At 67.4% G+C, this 15478-nt stretch carries 9 protein-coding genes; all 9 read left to right on the forward strand.

The window, feature by feature from the left end:
- Positions 1-4 precede the first annotated feature (4 nt).
- The 9 genes from LNV23_RS15050 (at position 5) to LNV23_RS15090 (ending at position 15452) form a co-directional block, all read left to right on the forward strand.
- Complete coding sequence (locus LNV23_RS15050; RefSeq protein WP_263563704.1) at positions 5-6088, forward strand: DUF7379 domain-containing protein; 6084 nt, start codon at positions 5-7, stop codon at positions 6086-6088.
- A gap of 205 nt (positions 6089-6293) precedes the next feature.
- Positions 6294-7499, forward strand: a complete 1206-nt coding sequence (locus tag LNV23_RS15055; RefSeq protein ID WP_263563705.1) for a urate hydroxylase PuuD — start codon at positions 6294-6296, stop codon at positions 7497-7499.
- A 13-nt stretch (positions 7500-7512) separates the two neighbouring features.
- Positions 7513-8841: a glycerate kinase type-2 family protein gene (locus LNV23_RS15060; RefSeq protein WP_263563706.1), complete on the forward strand. Its 1329-nt coding sequence runs from the start codon at positions 7513-7515 to the stop codon at positions 8839-8841.
- Between the two features lie 90 nt (positions 8842-8931).
- Positions 8932-9675 carry a Crp/Fnr family transcriptional regulator gene (locus LNV23_RS15065; RefSeq protein WP_263563707.1) on the forward strand — a complete coding sequence of 248 codons (744 nt, stop codon included), beginning with the start codon at positions 8932-8934 and terminating at the stop codon, positions 9673-9675.
- A 161-nt stretch (positions 9676-9836) separates the two neighbouring features.
- On the forward strand, positions 9837-10664 hold the full coding sequence (locus LNV23_RS15070; protein ID WP_263563708.1) for an HDOD domain-containing protein: 828 nt from the start codon (positions 9837-9839) through the stop codon (positions 10662-10664).
- Positions 10665-11032: 368 nt separating this feature from the next.
- Complete coding sequence (locus LNV23_RS15075) at positions 11033-11671, forward strand: DUF47 domain-containing protein (protein WP_263563709.1); 639 nt, start codon at positions 11033-11035, stop codon at positions 11669-11671.
- Positions 11672-11680: 9 nt separating this feature from the next.
- The gene (locus tag LNV23_RS15080; RefSeq protein WP_263563710.1) at positions 11681-12694 is read left to right on the forward strand and encodes an inorganic phosphate transporter; all 1014 of its coding nucleotides are present in this window, start codon (positions 11681-11683) and stop codon (positions 12692-12694) included.
- Between the two features lie 50 nt (positions 12695-12744).
- The gene (locus tag LNV23_RS15085; RefSeq protein ID WP_263563711.1) at positions 12745-13392 is read left to right on the forward strand and encodes a DUF47 domain-containing protein; all 648 of its coding nucleotides are present in this window, start codon (positions 12745-12747) and stop codon (positions 13390-13392) included.
- A gap of 161 nt (positions 13393-13553) precedes the next feature.
- On the forward strand, positions 13554-15452 hold the full coding sequence (locus LNV23_RS15090; RefSeq protein ID WP_263563712.1) for a M48 family metallopeptidase: 1899 nt from the start codon (positions 13554-13556) through the stop codon (positions 15450-15452).
- The last annotated feature ends 26 nt before the right edge of the window (positions 15453-15478 follow it).

Here is a 15478-nt window from a genome sequence, read left to right on the forward strand (position 1 = left end):
CGCCATGCCTGCTGCCAAGATCACCCTCCAACTCAGTGCGCGCGCCGCCGCCCAGGCGCAGCTGCCGCAGCTGCTGAACCCGGCTACGCGCGCGGCCGGCACCGCCCAGGAGCAGGCCGATGTGTTCTTGCCCGAGGGTTATCTGCAGCCTCTGGCCAGCTACGAGCTGAGCCCGGCGGCGCGCAGCAGTGCGGCCGCTGCCGCGCCGCAGCGCAGCGATCTGGCGCCCGAGACCTTGCTGCTGATCGAGCTGGCCGATGGCAGCAGCTTGATCACCAGCGTCGCGCGTCTGCAGCAGAGCCTGCAGCTCAGCCACCCCGAGTTGCTGGACCCCGAGACCGGGGCCATCTTGCTGGAGCAGCTGCGCCAGCAAGGCGCTGCACCCAGCCGCGGCCTGGGCGAGGCGGCCGGTGGCCTGATCAGCAAGGTCTTCAGCTTTGTGGCCGGCGACAAGCCTGACGCCATCATCCAGCTGGCCCTGAGCAAGCTGGCAGACAAGGCCGAGCTGGGTGTCAGTTGGGCCGGCACACGCGCCCTGATGTGGGCGATCGAGAGCCAGCTGGACCAGGAGCCCGGCCTCTACCGCTGGGTCTCCGCCACGGGCAAGGCGCAAGACCTGGCCCCCAGCGGGCTCGATCTGAAAAAGCCGGTCGATCCGGCCACCGCCAAGCCCCTGCTGGTCTTCGTTCACGGCACAGGCTCCAGCACCTTGGGCAGCTTTGGCGAACTGCGCAGCGGTGACCGCGACCTCTGGGGGGCACTTGAGGCGCGCTTCCCCGGCGGTATCTTCGGCTTCGAGCACCGCACGCTGTCCGAGAGTCCGATCGAGAACGCCATTGCTCTGGCGAGCTCTTTGCCCATCGGTGCCCATGTCAACCTGGTGTCGCATTCACGCGGCGGCTTGGTGGCCGACCTGCTCTGCTTGGGAGACTTCGACCGCCTGATCGAGCAGTACGCCTATGCCTTCGAAGGCATGGGTGTGGCCGATGAAGCGGAGAACCGGCGCATCCGCGGCGAGCTCGACACGGCCCACGCCGAGCAGCGCGAGCAGCTGCGCACCCTGGCCACTGTGCTGCGCAAGCGCCGCCTGGTGGTACAGCGTTATGTGCGCGCCGCTTCGCCGGCCAGTGGCACCAAGCTGGCCAGCGGCAATTTCGATGTCTTCTTGTCTGGCCTCTTGAACCTGATTGGCCGCGTGCCCGTGTTCTTCGGCAGCCCGCTGTACTCGGCCTTCAAACGCGTGGTGATCGAGATCGCCAAGAACCGCACCGATGCCCACTTGGTGCCCGGCATCGAGGCCATGCTGCCCGACTCGCCGCTGGCGCGCCTCTTGCGTGAAGCACCGGTGCGGCCGGGCACGCAGATGTCGGTGATCGCCGGCGACATCGAGGGCGGGAGCCTGTTGCGCCGGCTCGGCGTGATGCTGACCGACTACCTGCTCTTTGACATGGACGACAACGATTTGGTCGTCAACACCAGCGCCATGCTGGCTGGCGTCGCGCCCAAGTTCGATGCCCGCGTGCTGTTCGACCGCGGCGCTGATGTTTCGCATTTCCGTTACTTCGTCAATGCCGACACGCGCGGCGCTTTGCGTGACTGGCTGACCCATGCCGAGCCGGCTCTGCTGCCGGCCTTCCATGCACTGCCGGATCAGGCAGGCTTTGCCGCGGCCATGGCCGCCGCCCTGGAGGCGAGTGCAAGTCGCGCGGTCGGTGCTGACCTGCGTCCCATTGTCGTGGTGCTGCCTGGCGTGATGGGCTCGCATCTGCGTGCCGGGCCCAAGGACCGGGTCTGGTTCGACCCGCTGGACATCGCCGCCGGCGGGCTCGAGAAGCTGGCCTGGCAGGACAGCGGGGCCGGCGTGGAGGCCGACGAGCTGTTTGCCATGTTCTACGGCAAGCTTTGCGAACAGCTGGCTTCCAGCCACCGGGTCGAGCCATTCCCCTACGACTGGCGCCAGCCGCTCGATGTGCTGGCCGAGCGCCTGGGCGAGTTCCTCGACCGCCTGCTGAAGGAGAGCGATCAGCCCGTCCGCCTGCTCGCCCACAGCATGGGCGGCCTGGTCGTGCGTGCCTGCATCCACAAGCGCCGCGCCGTCATGGACACGCTGATGGCCCGCGAGGGCGCCCGCCTGCTGATGCTGGGTACGCCGCACCAGGGCGCGCATTCCATGGTCGAGAACCTGATCGGCAAGGGTGACACCTTGCGCACCTTGGTGCGCCTGGACATGGCGCACGATATGCAGGAGGTGCTGGACATCATTGCCGGCTTCCGCGGCGCGCTGCAGCTGCTGCCCAAGCCTGGCTTTGTCGACACCTTCCAGGGCCTGCCCGAGGGCGGCGCCAGCTTGGCCTACCAGCGGGCCGAAACCTGGGTCGAGTTGAAAGGCCTGGTGCGTGATTTCTGGTTCGGCACCGGCCGCGCCGGCACGCCGCCGCAGCCCGTGCTGGACGCCGCCAGCTGGCTCTGGCAGCAGGACGGCCTGGCCCAGCCCAGCTTGCCGGCGGCCTACACCGCCAAAAGCATCTACATCTTCGGCCAGGCGCCCAACACCCCTTGCGGCATTCGCATCGAAGGCTCGGACGAGTCGCGCCGCCTGAAGATGGTGGGCACGACACGCGGGGACGGCACGGTCAGCTGGGACTCCGGCCGCATCGGCGGTATCGGCCGCTTTTTCTACATGCCGGTGGCCCATGGCGACCTGACCGCCAGCGCCGCCTACTTTGGCGCCTTGGTCGAGCTGCTGACCTCGGGCCACACGGCCCGCCTGGCCGTCAACCCGCCGGCGCAACGTGCCATCGAACTGGCCACGCCCACCCATTACGACGCCGGCCCGCCGAGCGCCGAAGACCCTGACGCCTTGCTGCGTGGCCTGCTCGGGGCTTCCTCGCGCGACCGTGTGCCGGCCCGCACCAAGCGCCGCCTCGAGGTGCAAGTGCGTGCCATGGACCTGCGCTTTGTCACCGACCCCATCCTGGTGGGGCATTACGAGCGCGACCCGATTGCCGGCGCCGAAAGCCTGATCGACCGCGAGCTGCTCAATGGCGAACTCAGTGAGCGCCACAGCCTGGGCCTGTACGCGGGCAGCCGCGGCACGGCCACGGTGGTGCTGCGCGTGCCCGGCGACGCTGAGCGCCGGCGCGGCCATCTCAGCGGCGCCGTGGTGACCGGCCTGGGCTCTTACGACCGGCCCCTCAACCCGGCCGATCTGACCGAGGCGGTGCGCACCGGGGCGCTGCGTTATCTGCTGCAAGTCATCGACGTGCTGGGCAAGGGCGAGCGCGAGCTGCCCCTGGCCAGCCTGCTGCTGGGCTATAACTCCTCGGCCAATCTGACCGTGGCCGCCTCTGTCGAGGCCCTGGTGCGCGGCGTGATGGAGGCCAATGCGCGCTTCTTTGCCACCACCGGTCTGAACATCCGCATCGGCCGCCTGGATCTGATCGAGCTCTACCTCGACACCGCCATCAGTGCCACCTATGCCTTGCGCCAGCTCAGCGCACCGCTGAGCGCCCAGGCCGAGCGCCAGGGCACGGCCCTGCTGTGCCGCCCCGAGCTCGCTCAGGGCGAGGGTTGGCGCTCGCGCCTCTTCGATGCCGGCAGTGCCAGCTACTGGCCGCGCCTGATCATTGCCGATGCCGACCGCAACGCCGATGCGCCTGCCGCCGAGGGCACGGCCGCTGCGCCCTTGGCCCAGCGCCTGCGCTACACCTATGTCGGCCAGCGCGCGCGGGCCGAATCGGTGGCCCTGCAGCGTCAGCCCGGTCTGATTGAACAGCTGGTCAGCCAGCAGATCGGCAACCCGAGCTGGAACGAGGATTTCGGCCGCCTTCTGTTCCAGCTGATGGTGCCGCATGACTTCAAGGATGCGGCGCGGCAATTGGACCGGGTGGTGCTGGTGGTCGATGCCTACACCGCCAATCTGCCCTGGGAGCTGCTGCTGGCCGACGACCCCGAGCGGCCGGCCGAAGAGAAACTGCCCCTGGCCCTGCGCACGGCGGTGGTGCGCCAGCTGGCCTCGCCGCGCTTCCGCAATGTGGTGCGTCAGGGCAGCGGCCGCCGCGCCCTGGTGATTGCCAACCCGAGCAGCGAAGGCTTTGCCAAGGGCTTCCCGATGATCGGCGGCCAGCCCAGCGGCACGCCGCCCGACCTGCCCGGTGCTGAAACCGAAGGCAATCAGACGGCGTCTTTGTTGAGCCGCATCGGCTACGAGGTCGAGCCCCTGGTGGGCAACTGGCTGCGCGCCAGCGATGTGCTGGCCAAGCTCTACAGCCGGCCCTGGCGCCTGCTGCACATCTCGGCCCACGGTGTCTTCAATCTCGTCCATGCCGACGGCCAGGCACGCAGCGGCGTGCTGCTGTCCGATGGCCTGTTGATCACCGCGGCCGAAATCGACGCGATGGAGACCGTTCCCGAGCTGGTGTTCCTGAACTGCTGCCACCTCGGCCAGGTGGACCCGGCGGGCAAGGGCCAGGGCAGCAACAAGCTGGCCGCCAGCGTGGCACGTGAGTTGATCGAGATCGGCGTGCGCTGCGTCATCGTCGCCGGTTGGGCCGTCAACGACGAGTCGGCGCGGCGCTTCGGTGAGGTCTTCTATGAACAGCTGCTCCTGCGCCGCCAGAGTTTCGGCGACGCCGTCTTCCGTGCCCGGCGCGCGGTCTGGGACAGCCACCCCGAGGACATCACCTGGGGCGCCTTCCAAGCCTATGGGGATCCGGGTTGGGTGGCCGAACCGGCCGGGCAGGCGCAGGGCTATGGCGGTGGGGAATCCGGCGGCGACGGCCCGCCGGCCTATGTCTCGCCCGAGGAGCTGCTGGACGAGCTGGCGCGCCTGCGTGCCGAACTGTCGCGCCGCCGCGAACCCTTGAGCGAACGCGAGTTGGCCGCCTTGGGCGAGCAGGTGCGCAGCTCCTTGGCGCAGCGCTGCCCGGCAGGCTGGCTGCAACTGCCGCAGCTGCAATCGGCCCTGGGCAGGACCTGGATGGAGCTGGGCCAGCTGGCCCTGGCCCGCGAGGCCTTGCTGCATGCCGTGCAATCGGTGGACCGGGCCGGTGCGGTGCCCATCTCGGATCTGGAAAAGCTGGTCGATGTGGAAACCCGGCTCGGCGAGGCCGAGGCGGTGTCCGCCTGGTCGGCCGGCAAGCCGCTGGACGGTCATGGCAGTGCGCTGATCGAGCTGGCCTTGCAGCGCCTGGATGGTCTCGATGCCTTGCTGGCTGGGCCGCAGGGAGAGGCCCAGGTACAAGCCCCGGCTCCATCCAGCCACAGCGAACGCACGGCCTTGCGCGGCAGCGCCTGGCAGCGTCTGGCAGGCCTGCAGGCGCGCCGTCTGCTCAGCACCCGCCTGGACCCGGCCCAGCGTGATGAAGCGGCGCGCCTGATGAACCAAGCCTTGCAGCGCAGCGTGGCGGCCTACCAGGCCGGCGAGGGCCAGCCGGGCAGCGAGAACTTCAGCCCCTGCCATGCGCTCTATCGTCTGGCGCTGGATGCGCTGACCGATTGGCAAAGCCCGGCCCAGCGCGACGCGGCCATCGCCCTGGCCCAGCAATGCCGGCGCAGTGCGGCGCAAAAGTTCGCGATCGAGCCCAGTCCCTGGGACTTGCTGATCCAGCCCGAGGCTTTGCTGGTCGAGCGCCTGCTGGACGGCAGCCTGGGCCGGTCCGGTGAGGACGGGCGGCGCGCCTACGAGGACCTGGCCGCCGCGTATCTGGAGGCTTTGTACGGTGTGACGGCACGGCCGGCGCAGCTGGAGGCCATGGTCAAGCGCCTGGAGCGCCTGGCTCGCTTCCATGAAGCCCTGGCCTTGGTGCAATTCCATGACGGTGCGCTCGAACGCACGGCCGCACACCTGGCCGAGCTGGCCGCACGCCTGCTGCCAGGGCGGGCCATGGCCAGCGAGCGAGCCCCGACGGCCGCTCCGGACGATGCCGTGCCCAAGCCGGCCGGCGGCGCGGTGAAACGGGCGGCCAAGGCGGGGGTGAAAGTGGGAGGGAAGGCCGCAGTGAAGGCGCCCGGGAAGGCGAGCGTGACGGGTACTCCAAGGGACACGCCAAAGGTCGCGGCCAAGGCCGTCAAGTCGCGCCGCCGCTGAAAACCCGCCTTATCGAGGCGGGCGGAACTGTATACACTTTGCCCACTCGTCGCAGCGGAGCGCTGCCGTCCCAGCGTGCAGCCTCGGCTGCACGAGGCGCCGGCAGAGGAGTCGGGCCAGGCATCGCGCTGGCCCCACGCGACAGGGATTGCAGCTCACAGCGCCCGCCTGTGGTGAGCCGCCTTGTGGACTCGGAATCGCTCGCATGGACTTTCTTTCGCCCGCCTATCTGTTGGATTGGGCCGCTTTGCTGCTGCGCTGGTTGCATGTCATCGTCGGCATCGCCTGGATCGGCGCCTCCTTCTACTTCGTCTGGCTGGACAACCATTTGCGCAAGCCCAGCTCGCCCGAGCTGCTGGCGCGCGGCGTGGACGGCGAACTCTGGGCCGTCCACGGCGGCGGCTTCTACAACCCGCAGAAGTACATGGTGGCGCCGCCCAATCTGCCGCAGCAGCTGCACTGGTTCTACTGGGAAAGCTACTGGACATGGATCAGCGGCTTTGCGCTTTTTGTGTTGCTCTATCTGTTCCATGCCAACACCTATCTGATCGATGCCCGCGTGCATGACTGGACCGCGCCGGCCGCTGTGGCCGCGGCCCTGGGTTTCCTGGTCTCGGGCTGGCTGGTCTATGACCAGATCTGCCGCCGTTTCGGCCACAAGGCCGACGGCAGCATCGGCAACGACGCGCGGGTGCTGGGCTTGATCGCCATCTTCATTGCGGCAGCGACCTGGGCGGCCTGCCAGCTCTTTGCCGGCCGGGCGGCCTTTCTGATCATTGGCGCCATGATGGCCACCATGATGAGCGCCAATGTACTGGTCTGGATCATCCCGGGGCAGAAGCGGGTGATCGCCGAGATGCGCGCCGGCCAGGCGGTGAACCCCGTGTTCGGCCAGCGTGGCAAGCAACGCAGCGTGCACAACACCTACTTCACGCTGCCGGTGCTGATTGCCATGCTGTCCAACCACTACGGCATGCTCTACAGCCACGCGCACAACTGGCTGGTGCTGATCGCGCTGATGGTGGTCGGTGTGCTGGTGCGGGTGTTCTTCGTCAAGCGCCACAAGGGCGAACAAGCCTGGGGCCTGGTGGCCGGCGCCCTGGCCGTGCTGGCGGCGCTGATCGTCTGGATGGCGCCGGCCAAGCCAGCCGCTTCGCCGCTTGCCGCTGCCGCGCCCGGCATGGCGGAGGTGCAGGCCGTCATCACGCAGCGCTGTGTGATGTGCCATAACGCCGATCTCGCGCAGAAAGGCATTCAGCTGCACAACCCCGAGTTGATCCGTCAGAACGCCCAGGCCATCTACCAGCAGGCCGTGGTGCAACAGCTCATGCCCATGAATAACGCGACCCAGATCAGTGCCGAAGAGCGTGCCTTGCTGGGCCGTTGGTTCGAGGCCGGCGCTCAGCCCTGAGGTCACTGCCCTGATGATTGCCGACCCCAAGGCCTTGCTGCGCCAGCTCTACGACGCTGCCGTGGCGCGTGCCTTGCCGGCCCAGCATCTGGCGGCGTTTTTGCCGGCCGTGCCGCCGCGCGGCCGCACCTTGGTGCTGGGCGCCGGCAAGGCCGCCGCCGCCATGGCCCAGGCGCTTGAGGCAGCCATTCAGGCGCAGTGGCCGGCCGAGGCCCTGGTCTCGGGCCTGGTGATCACCGCCTATGGCCACCGCCCGCCCGGCTACCGGCCGCGCCGGCTGGAGCTGGTGGAGGCGGCGCATCCGGTGCCGGATGCCGCTGGCGAGGCCGCAGCGCGACGCATATTGGGCCTGGCCCGGGGCTTGAGCGCCGATGATCTGGTGATCTGTTTGATCTCGGGCGGCGGTTCCTCCCTGCTCAGCCTGCCGGCGCCGGGGCTGAGCCTGGCCGACAAGCAGGCGCTGAACCGGGCCCTGCTCCAGAGCGGCGCCTCCATCAGCGAGATGAACTGCGTGCGCAAGCACCTGTCGGCCATCAAAGGGGGGCGGCTGGCCGCGGCTTGTGCGCCGGCGCAAGTCCTGACCCTCTTGATCAGCGATGTGCCAGGCGATGACCCGGCCGTGATCGCCTCGGGGCCCACCGTGGCCGACGCCAGCCGCTGCCAGGATGCGCTGGCCATCTGCGCACGCTACGGTCTGCCCCTGCCGGCCGCCGCGCGCGCTGGCCTGGAGTCGGGTGCTTTTGAGACGGTCAAGGCCTCGGAGCCCTTCTGGGCGCAGCATTCCTTGCACATGCTGGCCACACCTCAGCACAGCCTGGAAGCGGCAGCCGAGGCCGCGGCTGCCCTGGGTCTGCGCGCCCACATCCTCAGCGATGCCATGGAGGGCGAGGCGCGCGAGGTGGGCCGGGTTCATGCGGCGCTGGCGCGTGCCGTGGCACGGCGAGGCCAGCCCTTTGCCAAGCCCTGTGTGTTGTTGTCAGGCGGCGAGACCACGGTCAGCCTGGCCGCGCCGCCGCCCGGGGCGGCCGTTAGCACGGGCCGCCAGCTCGGGCAGGGCGGTCGCGCCACCGAGTTCCTGCTCGGCTGTGCCATCGCCCTGGATGGCGAGCCCGGCGTGTTCGCGCTCTCGGCCGACACCGATGGCATCGACGGTGTTGGCGACAATGCCGGTGCCTTCCTGACGCCGAGCAGCCTGGCGCGCGCCCGCGCCCTGGGCCTGAACGCCCAAGCCGAGCTCGACGCCCATAACTCGCGCGGCTTTTTTGCGCCGCTGGGTGATCTGCTGGTGACCGGGCCCAGTCACACCAATGTCAATGACTTTCGCGCCCTGCTGATTTTCTGAGGCAGCGGGCGGCGAGGTCGGCATCTGTTGACCTTGCTCAAAGACAAGAGCGCGCATCTGGCCGACATTGGCAGCCAACCCCTGCTGCTCATGACAACGCTCATCTTGGACAAGGTCCTCACGCCCGCCGCCCATCCGCTTGCCGCCGCACCCCTGGTGCCGGCTTCGGTCTGGTCCACGCTGTTCGGCCCGCCGCGCATGGCGGCCGATGAGCTGCGCGGCTTGCAGGAGCTGGCCCAGGTTCGCAGCCTGTGCAGTGGCGCTTGCGTCTTCAAACGCGGCGAATCCGCCGACACCTTGGTGGCCGTGCTGGAGGGCGCGGTGGGCCTGGGTGCCCATGCGTCCGGCGCACCGGGGTCGGCCACGCAATTCCATCTGGAGCGTGCGGTCCATGGCCCGCAGTGGCTGGACAACAGCAGTGCCTGGCTGGAAAAAGGCCGCAGCCAGGACGCCCAGGCCCTGATGTCGGCGCGTCTGCTGGAACTGCCCGTCAACGGGGTGCGAATGCTGCTGACACGGCACCCGGTGATGAGCGAGCGTCTCTTGCAGTGTCTGGCCCAGTCGGTGCAGAACCTGACCGGCGCTGCCCATGATCTGATGGCCAAGGACGCACAGAAGCGCCTGGCCACCTGGCTGCTGCAACGCAGCCCGGCCAGCGGCGAAGAAGTGGCCTTGCGTGAACGCAAGCGCGAGCTGGCCGCCCAACTGGCCATCACGCCCGAGACCTTGTCGCGGCTCTTGCGCCAGCTGATGAGCGCGGGCCTGATCGAGGTGCGCGGCTACACCATCAAGCTGCTCAATCTGGCCGCTTTGCAGACCCTGGCCCAGGGTTGACAGGCGCCGCCTAGCTGCGCCCGCAGCGAGTGTTGGCTGCAAGTTGAAAGCACCGGCTTCGCGGTGCATTTGCTGGCTTTGATCCCTGCTGTGGCTCCCTTAGACTGCAAGCGTGCCCAGGCCCCAGAACACGCTAGGAGACCAATGTGACCGCAGCAGCCATGGCAGCCGCCGAAAAGTTTTTCGAGAAGAACAACGCCCTGCCCACCATGCCCGAGGTGGCCAGCCGATTGATACGCAGCTTTGACGATGACAACATCAGTCTGGCGGCCATCGCCGACCTGATCGGCAAGGATGCCGCGCTCGCCGCCAAGGTGCTGCGCCTGGCCAACTCGGCCCGCTACAGCCCTTCGCACCAGATCTCCAATCTCAGCGATGCCGCCGCGGCCCTGGGCATGGAAACGCTGCGCAATTTGTCGCTGGCGGCCTGCCTGTCCAATGCCTTTCCGGTCGTCAAAGGCCTGGACCGCACCATGTTCTGGCGTCACAGCATCGCCACGGCCGCCTATTCCCGCATCCTCAGCCGCATGTTGCAGCTGGACGCCGACACCGCCTACCTGGCCGGCCTGATGCTGCGCACCGGCCAGTTGCTGATGGCGCTGCGCGACCCGGAGCTGGTGGCCGATGTCGAGGCCCATGCGGCCGAGCCGGGCAGCCGCTTTTCGTTGGAGATGCATCGCTTCGGTTGCACCCATGCCGACGTGACCGCCTGCCTGGCCCAGCACTGGCATTTCCCCGCACCCATGGTCGAGGCCTTCAAGGATGCCGACACCCCGATGGAGATCCGGCCCTTCTCGCTGATGGCTGCAGTGCTGCATCTGGCCGAAGTGCTGGCCGATGCGGCAGAGCACCATGACAACCCCAGCCAGTCGCTTCTGGTGGCGGTGCCGGAACTGGTCGAGCACCTGCATCTGGACCTGGCCTACCTGGAAGCCAAGATCACGGCTGCTGGCGATGTGACCAGCGATGTGGAGCAATTGCTCAACTAGCAAGACCTGACCAGCCCCGCTGCAAGACAGGCCACGATCGCCACGATCGTGGCCTGTTCTTCTTGATCCGGCCGATCCTCGTGGGGCCGCTTGCGGCACATTGCTGAAATTCAAATGCAACCACAGAGGCACGGAGGCACAGAGCTAAAACCAATTCAGCTTTGTATTTCTCTGTGCCTCAGTGCCTCTGTGGTTGCCTTTTGTATTCGGCTGCTTTGTGCCGATTCCGTGCGAACCGGTCGCAGCGCTGATGCGAAAATCTGTGGTTTGCCGTCATCAAATTGTCATAAATCAGCACAAGTCCTTGTTGACACGGGCAAAATCCCGCCCCACCGCAGGTCCCCATTTTCAGTTCCCAGGAGTCATCGATGTTCAGTAGCCTGATGCCACAACGCAGGGAGTTCTATGAGCTTCTTGCCGCGCACTCAGACCGTGTGGTCGCCGGCGCCAATGCCATGTTGCGCCTGGTCAACTGCCTCGGCGAGCGCAATCAGGATGTGGCGGCGCTGGCCCAAGAGGTTGATCAGAACGAGAAAAGCGCCGACAAGATCAAGGCAGCCTTGATCCAGCTCTTGCACAAGTCCTTCACGACGCCGATCAATCGCGACCAGATCCACACCCTGACCATCGAGATCGACCAGGTCATCAACGCCCTGCGGCGCGTGGCCCAAGCCGTCGAGATGTACAACATCAAGGACTCCACGGTCGAAGGCCGTGAAATGGCCTCGCTCGGTGCCGATGCTTGCCTGCGCCTCAATCAGGCCGTCAGCCTGCTCGGCGACAAGAAGCGCACCGCCGACATCATCGAGCTGTGCAAGCAGATCGAGGCCATCGAATCCAAGGGTGACCGCATCGAGCGCAGCGCCGTGACGCGCTTGTTCGAGGCCGGCGGCAGCCCCTGGATCGCCATGAAGATGCGTGAGTTTTACGGTCTGCAGGAAGACGTGCTGGACCGCTGCGAAGACGCTGCCAAGACGATTGAAGAAATCCTGATCGAGAACTCCTGAGGACATGTCATGGAAGGATTAACGATCAGCATCTGGGTGCTGGGCCTGCTTGTTGCCGTGGCCCTGGCATTCGACTTCATGAACGGCTTTCATGATGGCGCGAACTCCATTTCGACCATCGTCGCGACCGGCGCCCTGACGCCCAAGCAGGCCGTGGCCTTTGCGGCCTTCTTCAACTTTGCGGCTCTGTGGGTGTTCCAGCTCAAGGTGGCCGCCACCATCGGCAAGGGCACGGTGGACCCCAGCTTTGTCGACCATTACGTGATCTTTGGCGCCCTCATGGGCGCGCTGATCTGGAACATCATCACTTGGTACTACGGCATCCCCTCGTCCTCGTCCCACGCCCTGGTCGGCGGCCTGATCGGCGCCACCATGATCAAGGCCGGTTCGGGCGCGCCCATCGTCTGGAGCGGCTTCGGCAAGATCCTGGCTTTCATCGTCATCTCGCCCTTTGTCGGCTTCATGCTGGGTGGGCTCTTGATGGTGGCGGTGGCCTGGGCCTTCCGCAACCGTTCGCCGCATCAGGCGGGGCGTTGGTTCAAGAACGCCCAGCTGGTGGCTGCGGCCGCCTACAGCTTGGGCCATGGCGGCAATGACGCGCAGAAAACCATCGGCATCATCTGGTTGCTGCTGATCTCGGCCGGTGCGGCCACCACCGATGTGGCGACCCTGCCCAACTGGGTGGTCTATTCCTGCTACATCGCCATCGCTTGGGGTACGTATCTGGGTGGCTGGCGCATCGTCAAGACCATGGGCACCAAGATCACCAAGCTGAACTCGGTCAGCGGCTCCTGTGCGTCCATGGGCGGCGCCATCAGCCTGGGTCTGGCCACGCTGGGCGGCATTCCGGTGTCCACCACCCACACCATCACCGGCGCCATCGTCGGCGTCGGTGCGGCGCAGGACGTCAAGGCGGTGCGCTGGGGCGTGACCTTCAATCTGGTCGTGGCCTGGGTGCTGACGATTCCGGCCTCGGGTCTGATTGCAGCGCTGTTCTGGTACATCGGCCGCGGCTGGCTCTGAGCCCGCAGCCCGCCGACACCGCTTGAAAGTCCTGACATGAGCCGCCCGATATGAGCAGTCAATTGACCCCCAAACGCAACGCCTTCTTTGAACTGCTGGCTTCGCACACCACCCGCATGGTGGCCGGTGGCAATGCCACCCTTCGCTTGATCACCGGCCTGGGCCAGCCCGGAGCTCAGACCCTGGAGCTGATCGAGGAGGTGCACGAGTACGAGACCAGCGCCGACAAGATCCTCCAGGACTTGATCCGCCTGCTCTACGAGAGCTTCACCACCCCGATCAACCGCGACCAGCTGCACACCCTGGCACTGGATCTGGACCGTGTGCTCGACGAGCTGCAGCATGTCTGCAATGCCGTCGGCGCGTACCGGATCAATGAAACCACCCAGGAAGCCCGCGCCATGGCGACCTTGGTGGCCGACGCCTGCCTGCGCCTGGACCGCGCCGTGCTGGCGCTGCCGGACAAGACCCGCGGCCAGGAGACCCTGGACCTGTGCAAGGAGATCGACCGCATCGAGCATGAGGTCGACACCTTGCGCAAGCGCGCCATCAAAACCATGTTCGAGCAAGAGGGTGATGACGCCGCCGCCTGGCGCGCCATCAAGCTGCGCGAGCTGTATTCCTTGCTGGAAACCGTCATGGAAGCCTGCAAGCGGGCCGCCGGCACGATCGAGGAAATCCTGATCGAGAATGCCTGAGCTTGTTCGAGGGCGGGCCTGTGCGCAGGCTTGCCGCAGCGCCATCCCCCTAAGCTGAATGAGCATCTGGGTGCGCTGAGCCTGTCGCCCCATCTGCCAATTCCGTCACAATGCCGTCGCCCCCGAACAGGGGCGATTTTCATTTGTGGAGGAAATAAGGCGTGAATTCGGCCGACCATGTGCACCTGCTGCGCCTGAACGAGCAGGCCAGCCGCGATGAACCTGAGCGTTATCGCCGCCGCGTGCTGCGCTTTGCCCTGTTGGGCTATGGCGCGGTGCTGCTGTGTGCGCTCTTGGGCCTGGCCGGCTTGTTGACGCTGGCCTGGCATCTGCAGCAGGGTGGGCGGCCGGGCGCCTGGATGGTCTGGTTGGGCCTGGGCTGCCTGGGCCTGCTGTTCGCGGCCTTGCAAGGTTTGCGCGTGCCCTTCGAGGCGCCTCAGGGCGAGGTGCTGACAGCCAAAGAAGCCCCCGAACTGTTTTCCGCCCTGGAGAAGATCCGCGCCAAGGTCGGCGGCCCGCTCTTGCACAAGGTCTGGATCACGCCCGACTTCAACGCCGCCATCGTCCAGCAGCCGCAGTGGCTGGGCCTGCGCCATCGCAACCATCTGATGCTGGGCTGGCCCATGCTGGCTGCCCTGGAGCCGCGCCGCCTGTTCGCCGTGGTCGCCCACGAATACGGCCATCTGCGCGGCGAGCACGGCAAGCTCTCGGCCTGGATCTACCGCACCCGCCTGGCCTGGGCCCGGCTGAGCCGGCGTTACCGCGAAAGCAGCTCGCCCGTCAGCTGGATACTCGGCGGCTTCGCCGGCTGGTATTTCCCGCGCTTCGATGCGCTCAGCTTCGCTCTTGCGCGCGAGGACGAGTACGAGGCAGACCGTGTGTCCGCCCGCCTGTTCGGCCCCGAGGTGGCCAGCCAAGCCTTGCTGGAGATCGCCATCAAGGCGCAATGGTTCGAGCAGGAGTTCTGGCGCCGCCATTGGCGCTTGGCGCGCCTGCAAGATCAGCCCAGCCTGTACGCCGAGCTGCCGGCCAGCCTGCAGCGCGGCAGCGACCCCGTTTGGCAGCAAGAGGCATTGCGCCGCGAGTACCGCCGCCTGGCCAACTTTGACGACACCCATCCGGTGCTCAAGGACCGCCTGGCGGGCCTGGCGCCCGATGGCCTGCGCCCGGGCTTGCCGCGGCTGCCCGAGCCTTCGGCCGGCCACACCCTGGGTTTGCTGGGCCAGGCCCGCGAACGCATCGCAGCCGCCCTGGATGCGGCGTGGTGGCAGCTCCATGCTGCCGACTGGCGCGCCCATGGCGAGCGCCTGCGTCGCCTGCATGAGAAGGCCCTGGAGCTGCAGCAGCGTGCCCGCGCCGGCAGCCAGCCGCTGGTGGCCGATGAATGGCTGCTGTGGGCCGATGCGATGGAAGCGCTCAGTGAGCAAGACCCGACCCCCTTGCTAGAACGCGCCCTGAGTCTCGCGCCGCGCCACCCCCTGGTCCTGCGCCGCCTGGCCGCGCGCCACGCGCCCAAGGCCGATCTGCGCGTCGGCGAATGGCTGGAACAGCTCTACCAGAACCACGAAGACCAGGCCTGGCTGGCCGCGCGCCTGGCGCAAGACTGGATGGATGCCGCCCAAGCGCATGATCAGGTCCTGCCGCCCGAGCAGCGCCGCCTCTGGCGCCAGCGCCTCAGCGACAGTGAGGCCATGGAGCAGAGCGCCTGGGAGCGCTTCGTCGAGCTGCAGCCCTGGGAGCGCACCCTGACGCCGGATCTCAGCGGCGACCAGCTGCGCGAGCTGCGCGGCCTGCTGCTGCGTGAGGGCGAGGTGCAGGCCGCCTGGGTGGGAGAACAGCAGCTGGACGTCAAGCCCGCTCGCCGCCACTTCACCTTCTGGGTGCAGGCCAAGCCGGGCTGGAGCGATGAGTCGGCCGACGCCCTGGCCGAACGCCTCTTCCAGGCCTTTCGTGGCAGCGAGTTGCCGGGGCGCCTGCGCGTGATGGTGCTGGGCCGTCATGTCGAGCCGGCGCGGCGCAAGGTGCAGGGCGATCTGCTGAGTCTGGTGCACAGAACCTGACGCGCAGCGGCGAGTCAGGGGGACAT

Origin of the sequence: Kinneretia sp. DJ1R-11, from assembly GCF_025717595.1 — a bacterium.
Classification (GTDB): Bacteria; Pseudomonadota; Gammaproteobacteria; order Burkholderiales; family Burkholderiaceae_C; genus Paucibacter_A.

Coding starts and splice junctions, on each gene's coding strand:
- LNV23_RS15050 (WP_263563704.1), top strand. CDS start 5: ATGCCTGCTGCCAAGATCACCCTCCAACTCAGTGCGCGCGCCGCCGCC.
- LNV23_RS15055 (WP_263563705.1), top strand. CDS start 6,294: ATGGACTTTCTTTCGCCCGCCTATCTGTTGGATTGGGCCGCTTTGCTG.
- LNV23_RS15060 (WP_263563706.1), top strand. CDS start 7,513: ATGATTGCCGACCCCAAGGCCTTGCTGCGCCAGCTCTACGACGCTGCC.
- LNV23_RS15065 (WP_263563707.1), top strand. CDS start 8,932: ATGACAACGCTCATCTTGGACAAGGTCCTCACGCCCGCCGCCCATCCG.
- LNV23_RS15070 (WP_263563708.1), top strand. CDS start 9,837: ATGGCAGCCGCCGAAAAGTTTTTCGAGAAGAACAACGCCCTGCCCACC.
- LNV23_RS15075 (WP_263563709.1), top strand. CDS start 11,033: ATGTTCAGTAGCCTGATGCCACAACGCAGGGAGTTCTATGAGCTTCTT.
- LNV23_RS15080 (WP_263563710.1), top strand. CDS start 11,681: ATGGAAGGATTAACGATCAGCATCTGGGTGCTGGGCCTGCTTGTTGCC.
- LNV23_RS15085 (WP_263563711.1), top strand. CDS start 12,745: ATGAGCAGTCAATTGACCCCCAAACGCAACGCCTTCTTTGAACTGCTG.